We start from the raw sequence: 18,284 nt of genomic DNA on the forward strand, positions 1-18,284 counted from the left end.
GACTTTCCAATCTGGAAGATAAGAAGTAATTATGTTCCACATTTTTATCACCCAATTTATATACTCTGCTAGGATTAAGATTTCTAAAAAACGATATGTACTTAATAAAAAATAACGATAAGATTAAAGAGCAGAAAAGCGAGACATTATGCTTATTTAGTACAAATAACCTAATTAGTATAAAAACATTTCTGACCTAAAATACCATTTCCAATTATAATTTGTTAAATATTATCTCCTTTTCCCTTATTTATATGCCCGCATTTGAATTCCAAATAATATAAGGATCAATGATATTTCCTCTTAAAGAAAAAAAGATGCTAGAAGATAGCATCTTTTTTTAAATTCAACTTACTATGTAGTTATATTTTATTTTGGAAATACTCGTTTTTTTAATGAATATTAATGTTTAAAAAAATAAAAAATACATATTCTTTTGTTCTAAGTTCATGCACTTCTACCAAATCGATACGGAATTTTCTGATTTTAAAACTAATATGAAATAAAGGAGAATAAAAAGAAAAATTATTATCAATCTATCAATTGAAAATAATACTTAACAAGAGTTTATCATCTTAACTCCAAGTGTATTCGTTTTGCTTCAAAATAAAGAACTTGAATAAATTTTTTCGTATCAATACGAGCAGGTAATGTTGGTTCATTATTCAATTCTGTCATCTTTCTCCTTACGGTAGTAAAATCAAAAAATCTAGAAGCATAGTTTTCGAACTTCGGGTTTAAAAAATCAGTAAGTCCAAGGGATGCTAAATGGTTTAATGATTGATAAATTGCTCTCCGAATCCGTTGTTTGGAAGCTTCTATGAACCTTTTTAATTCGGCATCTTCAGCTGAATCCCCAAGTTTTTTTTGAGCCAAATTCATAAAAATCTCTTTTAGTGAGGGAAAGCCTTGTTCCAACGTGTTATCTTGTTCATATTTATATAAATAATCTAGCATATCCATTAAATCTTTACTTCCACTTTCACTGGCTATTCCTAATTCAGACAAAAGAAAATGAATGGAATTTTGAAAATGATTAAAAGTATTTAAATGTTTTTCATTACGGTATTTTTCTTGCGTACTTGAATTACTATCCAATTTTAGTACCATATTAAGCGATTCTTGAATGTTTTTTATCGATTTTTCCAAACGAATTCGTTCAATGACTTTCCGAACAACTGTTAATACTTCAATCCGGTTAATTGGCTTAATAATATAGTATTCAACACCAAGCGAATAAGCTTCAGCAATTAATTCTTTTGATTCTACTTGAGAGACCATGATGATTTTCCCTTTAAACGAAGGTTTTATTTGACGGATTGTTTTTATTCCATCTTGAATCGGCATTAACAAATCGATAAATAAAATGTCTATATTTTTAAGGATTAGCATTTGTTGCTCTAAAGATAAACCATCCTCAGCTTCTCCTATAACCTCCCCAAGATCTTCATCCTCGATAATTTGAGCCAACATTGAGCGAACCGCTTTTTCATCATCTACTATATAAAAATACATAGAATCACCCTTTCGAAATTATATGATCAATCCCTAATCTAATTATAAAAATTGATCCTTTTCCTTCGGTTCTGTCCTCAAGCGTAACATCACCTTCAAGTTGTTCGACCATTTCTTTAACATACGATAATCCGATACCTGTCGATGGGTTGCCTAAATCATCATATTTAGAAGTAAACCCAGGCTCAAAAATTGAATCTTTATATTTTGAAGAAATACCAGGACCATTATCGCCTATTTGAAATTCAACAAAATGGTGGTCTTTATTAATGTCAATTGTGATGGTTCCCATACCTTGGATAGCTTCTACAGCGTTTGTAACGATATTATTTATAATAGATAAGATTGTGTAAATATGATAATGAGAATGCACACCATCAATTTTATACACAAATTGGATGTCTTTCTCTAGCAACCGTGCATATTTCGTATTTGCCCGTATAATGATATTTACTAGTTCATGTACAGACATATAATCTGTAAAACTTTCATCAGAAATTAGTTTTGAAAGTCCCGCAAAAATACGTTGGTTATCCTTTTTAACGTCATGGACCTCACCAGCAATTTGTAATGCCTGTTTCCTTAAATCCCCAAACTGAAAATCCATCTGTTTGTGCTCAAAAGAGTCTAAGGTTTTATATAAATCATAGGATTTTTTTGTTATATTCTCAGCATCTTGTAATGTTTTCTTTAAATGAACAGCATCTTCATATAAATTAGAGATAAGCATGAGCATGTGTTCATTTTGCTTCTTTATATGTCTCTCCCTTGATTGCGCTTCATACAATTTCATCATATTGAAAAAGCTTAGAACTATAAAACTATGGGAACATGCGATAACAATAATCTCATTTATTGCCTCGGATGTGATTGATGTTTTTAATACGAAATATTGAATCATTAATTCCACACAGTCTGACAGTATTTCAATCATGCAACCAATAAAACCAATCATTAGTGGTTGATGATAAAAACGTTTGATTTTTGCTAAATGAAAGAGATACGAATAAGTAAAATAAAAGAAAAAACTAGGATAGTGAGTATGAAAAGCGGCTAGCCAATCCATATTTCCCTTTATAATGACATCCATTGAGATACGAAATACTACAACGACTATCGCTGTTAAAAAACCCGGTAAAAATGCTGGAATTCGTCGAAACAATAACAAAAAAAAGAAAAATGTTGGTGCGCCAAAGCTCATTCTAAATGTTTCATTTAAAGGAAATGACTTTATTTCACCTACTAAGGGTACTGTAAGTATCATTAAAACGAGAATATAGATGTCTTTTTTTACTAAATTACTAAGATTCAAAATAATCACTTCTCACTTTCGCCTAACAGTCAGTATACAAACCTATTTGCATTAATACAATACTTACTCTATTTTTTTCAAAAACTGATAAATAAGATATAAACGAAAGCATTATAGATTGTGAGTATTCATTACACCCTTCTACTTTAGAAAGATACTTTATAACTCAAAAATGTTCAGACACAATATAAGGTCTGAACACTTTTGGACTCGCTCTAACACCAAAATATCTGTGCTCCTTTTTAAAATATACTTAAATCCCATTCTTTTGCAATATGTTCTAACAACATAATTCCTGGTAAACTATTCCCATATTCATCAATGGCTGGTCCGTAAATACCAATACCACATCCATCTTGGAACGATAAATCCTTCCTAGATTTTGAGGGAACAAGTGTCATAATTCCGCCGGATACCCCACTCTTAGCTGGTAATCCAATGAAAGCAGCAAATTTTCCAGAAGCATTGTACATTCCACAAGTTAGCATTAAAGCTTTTGTTAACCTAGCTACTTCTTTAGGGAGCACTTGTTCTTTGCGAATAGGATGATATCCATCATGTGCTAGTATAAGCCCTATTAAGGCAATATCTTCTGTATTTATTTCAATCGAACATTGTTTTAAGTAAACCTCTAGTGTCTCCTCCACATCTGATTCTAGAAAACCATTCTCCTTTAAATAGTATGCTAATGCTCTATTACGATGAGCCGTTTCCCATTCTGATTGAAATACTATTTCATTAATAGCGGGACGCTTCTCTATCATTTTTTCAATTAATACGTATAGAGATTCTAATTTTTCTTGCACCGATGTCCCTGGCAAAAGTGAAGCTATCGTAATCGCTCCAGCATTGATCATAGGATTAAAAGGTTTTCCTGGTTTATGTATCTCTAAACGAATAATTGAATTAAAGGCATCTCCAGTTGGCTCTACGTCAACTCGTTCTAATACATAAGAAATACCGCGACTTAAACAAGCGGCTATAAAACCGATTACTTTTGATATACTTTGTAATGTGAAAGGTATCTCCCAATCTCCTGATTTTATCATTGTTCCATCTGGCTTTACTATACAAATACCTAACTGCGATACATTTATTTCCCCCAGAGCGGGAATATAACTGGCGCTTCGTCCCTTAGCTGCATACGCTCGATAATGAGCTACCCATTGATCTAAGCAAACTTTTTCTTGCCCCTCAACTTGAACGCTAGAATCCTTTATCATTTAATCATATTCCCCCGTACTATTAACTTTATATAGAATGATTTTTTCTTTACTATAATCAATAATATTTGCACTAGAACCAAGAAAAATATTCAGACATATTGCAGTCTGAATATCCTTCTTATTACACACTTTTCTTTTTTGAAGTTTTCTCATAACTATCCCAACATTCAATATTTTCAAGCCCTTTAATGTTTTCTTTATAAAAAACAGGATCTTTACCAGCTTTTTTCTGGTTTATATAATCTTGTAACGCCGCAAATGCTACTTTTGAAAGTAAGGTAATAGCAATTAAATTAATAATAACCATAAAGCCCATAAATAAGTCCGCTAAATCCCATACAATTTGAATCTTTGCAACAGAACCAAATACAATCATAGCCAACACACTTATTCTGTATATCATTAACCACACTTTACTTGTATGTAAGAAGCGAATATTTGTTTCACCATAATAATAGTTGCCAATTAACGCACCAAATCCAAATAAAAAAACAAAGATAGCAAGACAACCCGATGCCCAAGGACCTATGTGTTCACTTAATGCTGCTTGTGTAAGTGCAATACCATTTAACCCCGGTTGTTTATATGCATCAGACAGCAAAATAATAAAGGCAGTGCTAGTACAAATGATCAGTGTATCCGTTAATACACCAAATGCTTGAATCAGTCCTTGTTTCACCGGATGACTTGTTGTTGCTGTTGCGGCAACGTTTGGTGCACTTCCCATACCAGCTTCATTTGAAAATAAACCACGTTTAACTCCATTCATAAGTGCTGCACCAATTGAACCGCCTGCTATTTGTTTAAAACCAAATGCGTTTTGAACAATAAGAGAAAGAACTTCCGGCATTTTTGATATGTTGATAACTACAACAAATAATGCAACTCCAATGTATAATACCGCTAAAAATACCACCTTGTATTCAGCCATTTTTGCAATACGTTGTACACCACCAAAAATAATCGCAGCGAAAGCAATAGCCATGATTATCCCAACTGTTAGACGATCTGTACCAAATGAGTTTTGAAAAGCAATTGTAACTGTATTTGATTGTACTGAATTGAATACAAGACCAAAAGTAATTGTGATTAAAATAGAGAATAATACTCCCATCCAACGTTTATTCAACCCTTTTTCCATATAATAGGATGGACCACCGCGGAAACCAGTTTTATCTTTTACTTTATATATCTGTGCTAATGTGCTTTCGACAAAACTGGAGGCCGAGCTAATAATAGAAATAATCCACATCCAAAATACAGCTCCAGGACCACCTAATGCAATTGCAATCGCAATTCCTGTGATATTCCCTGTTCCAACGCGGGCTGCCATACCAATACAAAACGCTTGAAAAGGAGAGATTTGATCTTTAGAACCACTTTTCCCCTCCATTAATACACGGACCATCTCTTTTAACATTCGAAACTGTACAAAATTCAATTTAAATGTAAAATAAATTCCGCAAATAACAAGCATAATAATTAACAATTTAGACCATAAAAAATCATTTGTTGATCCGACTAACTCTACAAAAAATCTTTCCATATTATCACTCCATACCAAAAATTTATCTATCATAATCTATATAAAATCACCTATATTCCTTGGCATAAATACCTCATTCATATTCAAATACAACAAGGATAAAAATTTTCTATATTAATAGAATTGGCCTGTTTAAACAAACATCGCAACACGCAACTGCGAAACTGAATTTTCTAAAAACTTACCATTTATACACAAGATGCTCTATCCCCTTCTGCAAAACTAATATTCTTATCCACTAATGTTGTTGTACTATTATGTTTGTTTCGTTTACCGGTGATTTACATTTTAATCATAATAATCAATAGTGATTAACTGGTTTTTTGTTAATTTTCTTAAGAACATGGAAATATCTCCTTTCTTACTACTAATCTCAAAAATAGGCTAGGTAAAAATTTCACGAAAAATCTATAAAGCGCTTTCAATCTTTAACTAAGAGAAGTTTGTCTTTAATTTATAATTAAAAGTACAGAATGTTACGAAAAAGTACAGATTTTTATAAAAACAAAAAATTTTTTAAGATTTTTCATCTAAAAAAACAGTGAGATTTTGTGAATTTTATACAGTATCCAAACGTCGCAGATTTTGTTCTATCTATCCTTTGACAAGTCTCTATTTTCTTCATATAAACATGCATACTTTTTCTCTTTTAGAAGTTCATATAAATTATTTGAAATCAAGAATCGACGGAATATTATAGGAATATTAAAAAAATAAAACATTTAATTTATTTATGGTATCATACAAAAAACATTTGTTTTCTCAATTAATCCCCCTAGCTGGATTCGTCTATATTGCACATATTTACAACATGAAAGACACTAAAAAAAAAGGATTTTGTTGAAGGGATGAAACATTACAAAACTCTTATTTAGGACCTTATGTCATCCTCTTTTCTAGCAATATCGAGTTATCCCAAAAAACGTATATTTACTAACATAACTTACAGGTGGTGTATTGTGAAAGAAATAGTATTTGTTCAAAATAAAAAAAGACTCCTTATGAAATTCGAATTTTTAAAAAAGGATTTAGTACTTACCATTTCACTGATACTAGCAATTGTCAGCTGCTTAATACATTCGCCAAAGATCGAATATATTAACTTTGAAGTGTTAATTAGCTTATTTAATCTGATGGTAGCCATTAAGGCCTTGGAACAGCTAAAGATATTAGACAAACTTGCCGTTGCGATTTTAAATAAATGCAATAACAGCAGGTCAATATCTATTATTCTAATTTTGTTATGCTTTATTTGCTCCATGTTTGTAACAAATGATGTCGCTCTCCTCACTTTTGTACCAATAACACTTGTCATTAGTAAAAAAACACAAATGAACATGATGGATACAATCATCCTGCAGACAATTGCGGCAAACATCGGTAGTAGCTTGATGCCTATGGGAAACCCACAAAATTTATACCTATATTCTTACTATGGAATTAAGCTCATCCCATTTTTAGGTTCAATCCTGCTTTTAGCTGTACTTGGAATTAGTTTGTTATTTATATTTACTCAAAAACTTCAAAAAACAGATTTGAAAATAGAACTACCTGTTATTACCGTGAAAAATCGAAAAAAAGCTACCGTCTGGATTTTGATACTTATTACTATCATTGCATCTATTTTTGGTGTTATTAATTATTACATTGCGCTAATAGTCACACTGATAGCAGCATTTACGTTAGATAGAAACTTACTATTTAAGATCGATTACTTTCTTCTAATAACCTTTGTCTGTTTTTTTATTTTTATCGGAAACATTTCCCATTCCGATGCACTGGGGACATTTGCTCGCGCTAATTTAAGAGGAGATACTTCAGTCTTCTTTAGTTCCATATTTTTGAGTCAATTGATTAGCAATTTTCCTACTTCAATTCTTCTATCAAACTTTACTTCTGATTGGAAAGCTTTATTACTAGGAGTAAATATTGGAGGGCTTGGAACAATTATCGCATCTTTAGCCAGTGTAATCTCCTATAAACTATTCATTCAGGCCAATGTTAAAGAGAGTAAGGCATATTTAATTAAATTTAGCATTTACAACTTTGCATTTTTAATCATACTTACATGTATACAATACTTTATCTTTAAATTTCTAAAAATTTTTTAAAAAATTGATTCCTTTAGAAAAACCCAAATATCTCAATTTAATGCTGAGATATTTGGGTTTTAATATAGGTATGTTTAAAGAGCTACAACAAAGTTACCATCAATTTAATATTTTGAGATGTTCCCAAAGCGAAAACCTTTTAGCTTTTACGTTATTTAATAGAGTTTGGTTCATTTTTTATGCACTCAGTTATATAATAAATGACTGAATTTATAGGGTAATAACTTTCAATTAATAATAGAAAGTTATTACAATGTTATTTCATTTTTGAAGTCCTCTTCACAAAATCCTTAATGTCCCTCAAATTTTTCCCACTAATATTATCTTTGATGGTTAAATTTAGTTCAATTTCTAATTTTGCAAATACTGCTCCTACACAATTATAGATACTTAATCCCTCTAAACTCTTTCAAGCGGTAATCCATTCCGATAGAAATTACAAATGACAAAATTTATCCGTTTTTCCTACTTGCTAAATTCAGCAAGTAAAATGTTTTTAAAAACTTCTGGGTTATTAAGGTTTAAACTGTTCGAATTGATAGCGAGTGTATGTTTACCTCCAAGTGTTCCACCAGCAAAAGTGGAAAACCCTGGAACGGCCCCCCTGTGTCCCCATACCGAGACACCGTTCGGAAGCTTAATTTCAAGTATTCCAAGACCATATCCGGTTCCCTCTCTATTTGTAGGAACTGTAGTAAGCATTTGTTTTAACTGCTGTTCCTTCAGTAATTTGCCACCTAGTAAGCAAGAGAAGAATTTGTTTAAGTCGTCAGCAGTAGAAATCATATCTCCATCCGAGCTACCTGGGTTAATATAAGTAACATCTTTTAGCTCACTCGCTCCGTCTAGTTGCAAATAGCCACGGGCATGCTTGGTGCCTGGAATCACGCTTGAATTACCAGGTAAAAATGTATTTGACAAATCAAGCGGTTCAATAATCCGATTTTCAACCTCTTCCGCATAGCTGTTTCCTGTTACTTTTTCAATAAGGATTCCTAGTATTACATATCCTGTATTTGAATAAGACCAACCCTTTCCTGGGGCAAAGTCTGGGGGAAGTGAAATCCCCATCTTTACAAATTCTTCAGCCGTATACGATTTTTTTATATCCGTAATATCAAAGTCTTTTGAATTTATATAGTCAGCAATACCACTTGTATGATTCAATATTTGCCGGATCGTAATCTGGTTACCATCATATCCGTTTCCTTGAATAACACCAGGTAACCATTTTTCAATGGAGTCGTCTAGATTCAAACGGTTCTCTCCAGATAATTGAAGTAGAACTGTTGCAATGAACGTTTTCGTCACACTGCCAATGCGAAAGCGAAAATCTGCTTGCATTGGTTTCTTAGTTTTCAGATCCGCTACCCCAGCACTATAACTCCAAGTTTTATCCCCCTTAGAAATTTTAGCGAGTATTCCTGGGTATCCAAGTTGCAGTTCATCTCGCATTGCTTTCTTAACGGAAGTACGATCACTTTGCGTACTTGTTTGTAACGAACTAGATACATTTTGCGTAGATTCTGCTTTTACAACTGATGTTGGTGTTATGTATAACAGGGAACTTCCACCTATTAAAAGTGCTAGACTTGCACATGTAATTTTACTGCGTGTTTTCATAAAAAATTCCTCTCTTCTATTAAAATTGTATAGATAGTTGATAGCAGTGTCATATACGAGCCACACAGCTATCCATTCTCTCAATGATGAAAAGGCAACAATACATTTGCAATCATTGTACTCATTATTTTCACAAAACACTCTTGTTACTAATTGTTATATATATGCCATACTTATCCCCCCTTCACGCCTCCTTATATTTTTATCCTACACAATGAAAATCTCTTTTTCCTTATCTATCCCTTACAAATTCCTTACATTCAAAATCACTTGTACACTAGGGTTGAAGTAGCATCTGTGCCCGAAAACGCAAAAAAATAGATTACCTGCACACGAAAAAGTATAGTGCACAGGTAATCTATTTGTTTTTGAGATTAATAAAAACCTAATTTATCTTTTGAATTCTTCCATCAATAATAGACTGAATTGGTTCTTTTGATTTTTTTATATAATCTACTAATGCTTCAAAATCAGTTGGTCCTGTTTCAGCATCTTTACCGTTTTTAAAGGATACAAATCCATCTCCCCCTGAAGCTAGAAATGCGTTAGCAACGACGCTGTAAGTTTTAGAAGGAATAATTTCTTCTCCATTCGTTAAGCGAATACTTGTTACTTTTTCTCCATTGGGCTTGTTCGCATCCCAAGTGTATTGGATTCCTGAAATTTGAAGCATTCTTGTTATGTCTTTTTGCCATTGTTGATTTAAAATATCACGAATGTCTTGACCTGTTAAATTTACTTTTATTAATTGATTTCCGAATGGTTGAATACCATATATCTCTCCCCATGTAATATCACCAGCATCTAAGTCATTACGAATACCACCAGGATTCATAAGTGCAATTTGGGATTGCATTGTTGTACGCTGGGCATCAGCAACTAAATTTCCAAGAGTAGATTCACCAGCCGTATTGAGTTTGCGATCTAGTGGCGCAATAGACTTACCTACAACTTCATTAACAAGAGGTGCGATTTTTGCTTGATATTTCTCCATCTTCTTCTTTATTTTTTTATCAGGCTCTATGCCTTCATGATAAGTTGTAACAATTTCTGCTTTTTTCTCAACAATATCTTGTGTTTTACGATCAATCTTTACATCAACATCAGCAAAAGCCATACCATATGAATTTGCTTGTACGACAAGTTTATTATTAACAGTTCCATTTACATAAGTGTGGCTATGGCCACCAAAAATAACATCGACTTCTGGATCAGTCTCATTTGCTAATCGGACGATATCACCATTTGTTACGCCGTTCCCATCTGTTATACCTCCGTTATGTGCAAGAACAACGATAGATTTAACGCCTAGTTTTTTTAATTGCTTTACGGATTTGTTAATAGCTTCAACTTCATCTGTAATTTCTACATTCTTTAGCATAGTAGGCATAACAAGGTTAGGAACATCCGTTGTTACGACTCCGATAAATCCAACAGGAACTCCTTGTACCTTTTTTATAGTGAATGGTGGTAAAAATAAACGACCGGTGGATTTATTATAGAAATTTGCAGCAACATATGGGAATTTTGCTCCTTTAAAATTCCCTGTTTTCTCATGGTATCCACCATAAATAAGGCGGTTCATTTCTTCAACACCTTCATCAAATTCATGATTCCCTATCGTTCCAACGTCGAATTTCAAATCATTTAGAAATTCAATCGTAGGTTCGTCTTGTAATAATGCTGAAACAGGAGTACTTGCTCCAACAACATCTCCAGCATGTACCTTTAATGTATTCGGATTTTGTTTTTCACGATCACGTAAATAAGCCCCTAAGTACTCAATTCCCCCTGCATCTTTATTGTTAATTTTTTTTACAGTGTCTAGTTGCCCATGAAAATCGTTAATACCGAGCATTTGTACATCTATGTAGCGGTTTGATTCTGTACTTGCTTGGGCTGAAGGCATAGCAAATACACTAGTAAAAGTAACTGTACTTAATGCTAAAGCAACTGGAATGATTTTTTTCAACATAAAATTTCTCTCCCCTAATTAAAATCTGACATAATACGATGTTATTTTAATATATTAAGAGAATTATTTCCACAAAAATTCTACCAATTATAAAAATTAATAAGATTTTATTGTTTTCTGACAAGATATTTCTTCCTCAAAAAAATGTATATTTCTTTGTTTTGAGGATTATTCAAAATATTATCTTGATAGTAATATAACAATACTTCTAAGAAATCTAAAAAACTCTAATTAATATATTTTAGCTGTTAAGAAGAGTATTCAATCCAAAATTAATGGAGATTTATCAACCTAACATCTCAATATCACCATTAAAAAGATGCTCCTGGATTTATCCAAGAGCATCTTTTATAAAGCTTTATTTTAACTTGTTTATAATTTATTAATTAACAATTATATAGTTGTAATTAGTCCTTTAAAAATGATAGGAGTGCTTCATTAAATTCTTTGGCATGCGTTACATTTAGCCCATGTGGACCACCCTTTATTAACGTTACTTTAGAATTAGGAATTGCTTCATGTGTTAATTTCCCACTATATTCATATGGTACAGTTGCATCAGAATCACCGTGAATAATAAGAGTAGGTATATTAAACTTCTCCAAGTCTTTTCTAAAATCTGTCTTACTAAAGGCGGTAATACAATCAAGTGTTCCTTTAGGTGATGCACTGGCTGCAATATCCCAATTATATAAACGGAATGGCTCACTAACTAAATCTGTTCGATTACCAGCTGCGAAAAATCCCTTAGTAAATTCATCAAGAAATGCAAGGCGGTCATTAATCACACCACTTTTGAACGCTTCAATTGTTGCATCATCTAATGCCCCTTCAGGATGATCCTCTGATTTGTATAAATATGGAGGTACTGCTCCAGCAAAAACAGCCTTTTCAATACGATCTGTTCCATACGTACTAATATACCGGGCTACTTCGCCTCCACCCATAGAAAAACCAACAAGTGTGACATTTTGAAGCTCTAAATGTTCTAATAGTTGATGTAAATCAGAAGTAAAGGTATCATATTCATACCCTTCCCACGGCTGAGATGATTTTCCAAATCCTCGACGATCATATGTTATAACTCTGTATCCAGCCTCAACAAGAGCGGGAACTTGGTATTCCCAAGATCGACCACTTAACGGCCAACCATGAATTAGTACAACTGGTTTTCCTGTGCCATAATCCTCATAATATATCTCAATTGGTTCTTGATTTTCAGTTCCTACAGTAATTTTAGCCATGCTTCTACCTCCAAAAAATATTCTAATATGTATCCTTTTCTTCAATAATCCGGATGAATGTCATAACCTATTCATGCACGTTTATGTTGTGAACTCTAAGTATGAAACTCTATTGTTCCAATGCATTCATTTTCTCCTTTTGGAACAATCCCCCCTCTAATACCTTTTTCATCATAAAATAATTACTGAACATTACTCCTATTCAATTGTAATAACAAAAATAGGTGACTATCAATATTGTTCTATCTATAGGATGTATAGGTAAAACCAATCTATTTTATAGTGAAAACAACTATAGTTACGACCTATACGAATTATAGATAATTTAGAATTGATTAACGAATCAGTTTTCAAATACTATAAAATTGTATAGCACTTCATGTTCTGTGAATGCTGCTATAACCAATATTATTGGTCAGCTTAGTTATAAACGAAGAAACTTATGATAGTATCCGACTATTTAAACTTTCTTCGATTACTTAATTTTTAGGAGGAATACATAATGACTGATCTCTATTCTCGTATTAACAAAGATGATGCTGTTGTGCTTTTAGTAGATCATCAAACTGGTCTTATGTCCGGACTAGTACGTGACTATGGTGTTGATGAATTCAAGAACAATGTTTTAGCTCTTGCTCATACTGCTAAGTTTTTTGATTTACCAGTTATTTTAACAACAAGTTTCGAAAACGGGCCTAATGGACCTTTAATGCAAGAATTGGTTGATCTCTTTCCTCATGCACCAAAAATAGCTCGACCTGGACAAATTAACGCATGGGATAATGATGATTTTGTAAAAGCAATCGAAGAAACTGGAAAAAAACAACTTATCATCGCAGGCGTAGTTACGGACGTTTGTGTTGCTTTCCCGGCACTTTCCGCTATAAAAGCTGGATATGAAGTATTTGCTGTTACGGATGCTTCAGGAACTTTCAGTAAACAAGTTGCAGATGCTGCCAATACTCGTATGGCACATAGTGGTGTGCAACTTATGAACTGGTTTAGCGTAGCTTGCGAAATACAACGCGATTGGCGCAACGATGTCGAAGGTTTTGGCAATTTGCTTGCTAGCAATCTTCCAGGCTATCAAAATATAATTGGAAGCTATAGGGGAGCTCAGCGAGATCTTAGTAAACAAAATGCATAAAGTGAAACTTTAATCAGTGGGGGTTTTGTTCATCCCCCACTGATTATTAGTTGAACCAATCGGGCTTTTACAGGCAGTTGATCCCCCACCTAACTTCTTTGCTTCCGCTGAATTTTGAGGTGGGGGTCTTACTGCCCGTTAATGCGGGATAAATGTATTTCAAAGAAATAGCTTTAAATCACTTTCAAAAAAATGGATAGTATACATTTAGTGCTGATTAAATCAGCACTCTCTTTTAATTTAAAAGGTATAGCAAAAATTTTATTTTTACGATTACAATTTTAAACAATTAAAAAAGGAGCGTTTTATTATGAGTAATTTAGAATTGTTAAATCCGGAGAACAGTGCATTAATTTTGATTGATTTTCAACCTCAAATGACTTTTGGAGTTGCAAGTATTGATAGACAAACATTGATTAATAACGTTATGCTACTTGCTAAATCAGCAAAAACTTTTAACGTACCTACTATTCTTACTACAGTTGAGACACGCAGCTTTTCTGGTTATTTTTGGCCACAAATTCTTGATATATTCCCAAACCATGAAATTATAGAACGCAGTTCAATGAACTCTTGGGAAGATCCAAAATTTGTTGAAGCAGTTAAAGCAACAGGTAGAAAGAAATTAATATTTGCAGCACTTTGGACTGAAGTTTGCCTTGCATTCCCTGTGCTTGAAGCAATGAAAGCTGGCTATGAAGTGTATGCAGTTGATGATGCTTCAGGTGGTACTAGTCTGACAGCACATAACGCTGCTATGCGTCGTGTAGAACAAGCTGGTGCAATTCCAGTGACAGCAATTCAAGTTTTACTTGAATACCAACGTGACTGGGCACACAAAGACACTTATGATGCTGTAATGGAAATTGTAAAGGAGCACACTGGCGCTTATGGTCAAGGAGTAGAATACGCATATACTATGGTGCACGGCGCGCTTCCAAGCAGGAAAATATGAAACAAGAAGGAGTAGCTGTCGAAGAGACTTATACAGGGAACACGATGGATGCTGCTGATCCAGTAACAACGATTGTTACATGGGAAATTCAACAAGGTAAAGAAAAACAGTTTGAAACATGGAGACATGAAATCGAAGCTGCCGCTACTAAATTCCCAGGGCATTTAGGTGTAAATCTAATAGTCCCAAATAACGAATCGAGAGAGTATACTGTTATTTTTCGCTTTGATACGTATGAGCATCTACGTGCTTGGCAAGAATCAGACATTCGCCGGGATTTGTTAAAAACGGCAGAACAATTTCAAGTTACTAATCCGAGTTACAAAACTGAAAGTAGTTTGGCTTATTGGTTTGTTACTCCGAAAACGCCAGTTCCACCGCCAAAATGGAAAATGTCTATCGTTACCCTTTTGGGTGTATGGCCTCTTAGCATGTTAGTTCCTAAAGTGATAGGACCTATTATAAAACATATGAATCCTATTATGTCGGCCTTTTTTGTTTCAGTATGTATAGTGTCCTTGCTATCATGGGTAGTCATGCCGATTTTCGGTAAATTATTTCATCCATGGTTACAAAATAATAGAAAGTAGACGAGGTGTGAACATGAATTTACCGGATATGATCTTATATAACGGAAAAATTACTACCCTTGACCCTTCTCAGCCTGAGGTATCTGCTATCGCCATAACTGATGGTTTAGTCACTGCAGTAGGTGGAGATGAGCTTCTTAATAGTGCCACGGAAAAAACAAAGAAAATAGACCTTAAAAGAAAGAGAGCTATTCCAGGCCTGAATGACTCTCATATACACGTTATTCGTGGTGGTCTGCATTATAATATGGAATTACGTTGGGAAGGCGTGCCATCACTTTTTATTGCTCTAGAAATGCTCAAAGAACAGGCAAGGCGTACACCTGCTCCTCAGTGGGTAAGGGTAGTTGGAGGTTGGTCTGAATTTCAATTTAAAGAGAGACGGTTGCCAACTTTGGAAGAAATTAATGCCGTTTCTGAAGACACTCCTGTATTTGTGCTACATCTTTACGATAGAGCACTTGTAAATCGTGCTGGGCTGCATGCACTGGGATATACAAAAGATACACCAGACCCTCCAGGCTGCTTAATTGAGCGGGATAAACGAGGTAATCCAACGGGCCTTTTAATTGCGAATCCTAACGCTTCTATTCTTTATTCAAGTTTGGGTAAAGCACCAGCACTTAATTTTGACGACCAGATTAATTCAACTCGCCATTTTATGCGCGAATTAAATAGATTAGGTATTACAAGTGCTATTGACGCAGGTGGTGGATTCCAAAATTATCCTGATGATTACAAAGTTGTTGAACATTTAGCCGAGAAGGAACAATTAACTTTGCGTATTGCTTATAATCTATTTACGCAAAATCCAAATCATGAATATGAAGACTTTGCTTCATGGGCAAAAATTGTTTCTCCAGGTCAAGGAACTGATAAGTATAAAATGAATGGTGCCGGAGAGATGTTAGTATTCTCAGCAGCCGATTTTGAAAAATTTCAAATGCCACGGCCTGAACTAGCTACGATGATGGAAGCTGACTTAAAGAAAGTAATTTCTCTATTGGTGGAAAACCGTTGGCCCTTCCGTTTACATGCAACTTATGATGAGTCAATCACACGTTTCTTAAATGTATTCGAGGAAGTTAACAGTGAAATTCCTTTTAATGGTCTACGATGGTGGTTTGATCATGCAGAAACAATCTCAGATCGTAGCATGGAACGTGTTAAGGCTTTAAATGGCGGTATTGCCATCCAAGACCGCATGGCTTTTCAAGGTGAATACTTTGTTGATTTATACGGAAAGGAAGCTGCAAAGCGTACTCCTCCGATTTATCGTATGTTAGACCTTGGTATACCTGTTGGCGCCGGTAGTGATGCAACTAGAGTTTCCAGCTATAACCCTTGGGTCGCTCTTTATTGGATGGTTGCCGGAAAAACCATTGGTGGACTTTCGATATACGATGAAAAAAATAAACTGGATAGAAAAGTAGCCCTGGAATTATATTCAAAAGGAAGTGCGTGGTTCTCTGGTGATGAAGGTAAAAAAGGAACCCTTGCAGTAGGTCAGTTTGCTGATCTTGCTGTATTGTCTGCTGACTACTTTACTGTGCCAGAAGAAGAAATCAAAAACCTTGAATCATTACTCACAATTATGGGCGGACAGGTTGTGTATGGAAATGATGAATTTAAAAATTTATCACCTGAATTGCCGCCAGCATCACCTGACTGGTCACCGACGGGAGTTTATGGTTATGGCGGTGCTAACCTAGCCAACACTATACTTTCTCACGATGCCCATGATAACAAGTTACATAGTTGCAGTAACCCTCTCCATCAACACACTCATACCGTAATAGGAAAAGATGGAACTACATGGGGTATCGGTTGTACTTGCTTTGCTTTCTAAATCAAAACCACCGGTATAATGCCGGTGGTTTTCTTTCTGCAATAAGGATATGTAGATTCGAAATAGCATTGTATATCTCTATTGGAATCTATTACTATTTAATAGGACAAAAGAGTTGATAGCTTAAACTTGATTTGTTTTTTACATCCTTCTCTCCGTGCAAAGCCTACCCCTTTCCCTTAAGTAAAAGTCAAAAATCGATCACACCACACATATAAAGCCACTGCCCTTTGACTTTAATATTTGCTTTATCTTAAGATTTATAGATTTTTTCAAATTTTACACTAGAATCATTATTATTTCTATTACACTGATACTTTTTGCGAATCATTTAACTTCTGCATAAAGATGCGTGCAGCAAAACTTAAAAATTTATCATCAAAGTGAATAAGATTAATATCTTGACTTGGTGTTGGATCAGTAATACGAACTATGCTCAAAGTATCATTATTAACAAAGTTAACCAGTGAACGAGGTATTATGGCAACCCCATGTCCATTGTATACAAGGCTCAATAGAGAAATAGAAGATTTTGTTTCTATATTTGCTTCAGATAAAGATAACCCTAAACTCTCACAATATATTTTAATAGATTCACGACAACTACATGAAACCATTATTCTACTCAGCCCTACTAATTCTCGAAAAGAAACAAATGATTTTTCATTCAAAGGATGATTTTTTGGAATGACAAGGACGAGCTCTTCACTATACAAAAGGGTGTTTGTTAATGTGTCTGGAATTTGAGCACTACGTGTAATCCCAAAATCAATATTTTTGTCAACGATTTGATTTACGGCAACTTCGGATTCTACAATTTTCACTACGATGTTGGGATAATGTTGTTGAAACTTCATAATATAAGGTGTTAAATAAGTAAGGTCCTCTAATAGACCTCCTATAGTAATCACACCTCTTTTTACACCCTTTAATTCAAAAATTTCATTATAAACGTCATCAAATTGTTGCATGATAAATTTTCCTTTATCAAATAGCAGCTTACCCGCTTCTGTCATTTTGATACCTCTTCCAACTCGATGAAACAAAGGTGTATCAAGTTCACCTTCTAACACACGTATTTGTTGACTTAAAGTCGGCTGTGAAATACCTAGAACTTCCGCAGCTTTAGTAAAACTATTATTATTACAAACTTGAATAAAATACTCTAAATGACGTAACTCCATTCTTGAT

General features: G+C 34.0%; 13 protein-coding genes. 5 read left to right on the forward strand and 8 right to left on the reverse strand.

All coding sequences use genetic code 11. The annotated features are described in order from the left end of the window. Window positions 1-570 precede the first annotated feature (570 nt). The 4 genes from AB6801_RS18670 to AB6801_RS18685 all read right to left on the reverse strand — a co-directional run bounded on the left by AB6801_RS18670 (window position 571) and on the right by AB6801_RS18685 (window position 5,599). Window positions 571-1,515: a response regulator gene (locus AB6801_RS18670; protein WP_044584615.1), complete on the reverse strand. Its 945-nt coding sequence runs from the start codon at window positions 1,513-1,515 to the stop codon at window positions 571-573. 4 nt (window positions 1,516-1,519) lie between these two features. Continuing rightward, window positions 1,520-2,836 carry a sensor histidine kinase gene (locus tag AB6801_RS18675; protein ID WP_097999688.1) on the reverse strand — a complete coding sequence of 439 codons (1,317 nt, stop codon included), beginning with the start codon at window positions 2,834-2,836 and terminating at the stop codon, window positions 1,520-1,522. 233 nt (window positions 2,837-3,069) lie between these two features. Continuing rightward, on the reverse strand, window positions 3,070-4,050 hold the full coding sequence (gene glsA / locus AB6801_RS18680; RefSeq protein ID WP_000588648.1) for a glutaminase GlsA: 981 nt from the start codon (window positions 4,048-4,050) through the stop codon (window positions 3,070-3,072). Window positions 4,051-4,174: 124 nt separating this feature from the next. Further along, a complete protein-coding gene (locus AB6801_RS18685; protein WP_098330451.1) occupies window positions 4,175-5,599 on the reverse strand; it encodes an alanine/glycine:cation symporter family protein in 1,425 nt (474 codons plus the stop codon). Between the two features lie 959 nt (window positions 5,600-6,558). On the opposite strand from AB6801_RS18685, the gene AB6801_RS18690 reads away from it, so the two are divergent. Next, window positions 6,559-7,710 (forward strand): anion transporter, encoded by a 1,152-nt coding sequence (locus AB6801_RS18690; protein ID WP_000659286.1) that lies wholly within the window; start codon window positions 6,559-6,561, stop codon window positions 7,708-7,710. Between the two features lie 465 nt (window positions 7,711-8,175). Here the strand turns inward: AB6801_RS18690 and AB6801_RS18695 are convergent, their stop codons facing one another. The 3 genes from AB6801_RS18695 to AB6801_RS18705 form a co-directional block, all read right to left on the reverse strand. Beyond that, complete coding sequence (locus AB6801_RS18695; protein WP_070756674.1) at window positions 8,176-9,333, reverse strand: serine hydrolase domain-containing protein; 1,158 nt, start codon at window positions 9,331-9,333, stop codon at window positions 8,176-8,178. Window positions 9,334-9,718: 385 nt separating this feature from the next. Beyond that, window positions 9,719-11,308 carry a bifunctional metallophosphatase/5'-nucleotidase gene (locus AB6801_RS18700; RefSeq protein WP_000913791.1) on the reverse strand — a complete coding sequence of 530 codons (1,590 nt, stop codon included), beginning with the start codon at window positions 11,306-11,308 and terminating at the stop codon, window positions 9,719-9,721. Window positions 11,309-11,715: 407 nt separating this feature from the next. Further along, window positions 11,716-12,552: a bromoperoxidase gene (locus AB6801_RS18705; protein ID WP_097999582.1), complete on the reverse strand. Its 837-nt coding sequence runs from the start codon at window positions 12,550-12,552 to the stop codon at window positions 11,716-11,718. A 502-nt stretch (window positions 12,553-13,054) separates the two neighbouring features. Here AB6801_RS18705 and ycaC point away from each other — a divergent pair. The 4 genes from ycaC to AB6801_RS18725 all read left to right on the forward strand — a co-directional run bounded on the left by ycaC (window position 13,055) and on the right by AB6801_RS18725 (window position 17,093). Next, window positions 13,055-13,699, forward strand: coding sequence for an isochorismate family cysteine hydrolase YcaC (gene ycaC / locus AB6801_RS18710; RefSeq protein ID WP_097999581.1), 645 nt, complete (start codon window positions 13,055-13,057; stop codon window positions 13,697-13,699). A 310-nt stretch (window positions 13,700-14,009) separates the two neighbouring features. Continuing rightward, the gene (locus AB6801_RS18715; protein ID WP_000067163.1) at window positions 14,010-14,654 is read left to right on the forward strand and encodes a hydrolase; all 645 of its coding nucleotides are present in this window, start codon (window positions 14,010-14,012) and stop codon (window positions 14,652-14,654) included. Then, window positions 14,651-15,244: an antibiotic biosynthesis monooxygenase gene (locus tag AB6801_RS18720; protein WP_000806851.1), complete on the forward strand. Its 594-nt coding sequence runs from the start codon at window positions 14,651-14,653 to the stop codon at window positions 15,242-15,244. The genes AB6801_RS18715 and AB6801_RS18720 overlap by 4 nt, the downstream gene beginning before the upstream one ends. A gap of 13 nt (window positions 15,245-15,257) precedes the next feature. Continuing rightward, complete coding sequence (locus AB6801_RS18725) at window positions 15,258-17,093, forward strand: amidohydrolase (protein WP_070756681.1); 1,836 nt, start codon at window positions 15,258-15,260, stop codon at window positions 17,091-17,093. A 305-nt stretch (window positions 17,094-17,398) separates the two neighbouring features. Here the strand turns inward: AB6801_RS18725 and AB6801_RS18730 are convergent, their stop codons facing one another. Continuing rightward, window positions 17,399-18,277 (reverse strand): LysR family transcriptional regulator, encoded by an 879-nt coding sequence (locus AB6801_RS18730; protein ID WP_000423205.1) that lies wholly within the window; start codon window positions 18,275-18,277, stop codon window positions 17,399-17,401. Window positions 18,278-18,284 lie beyond the last annotated feature (7 nt).

The organism is Bacillus sp. RCC_6_1, assembly GCF_041360755.1.
GTDB classification, from domain to species: Bacteria; Bacillota; Bacilli; order Bacillales; family Bacillaceae_G; genus Bacillus_A; species Bacillus_A cereus.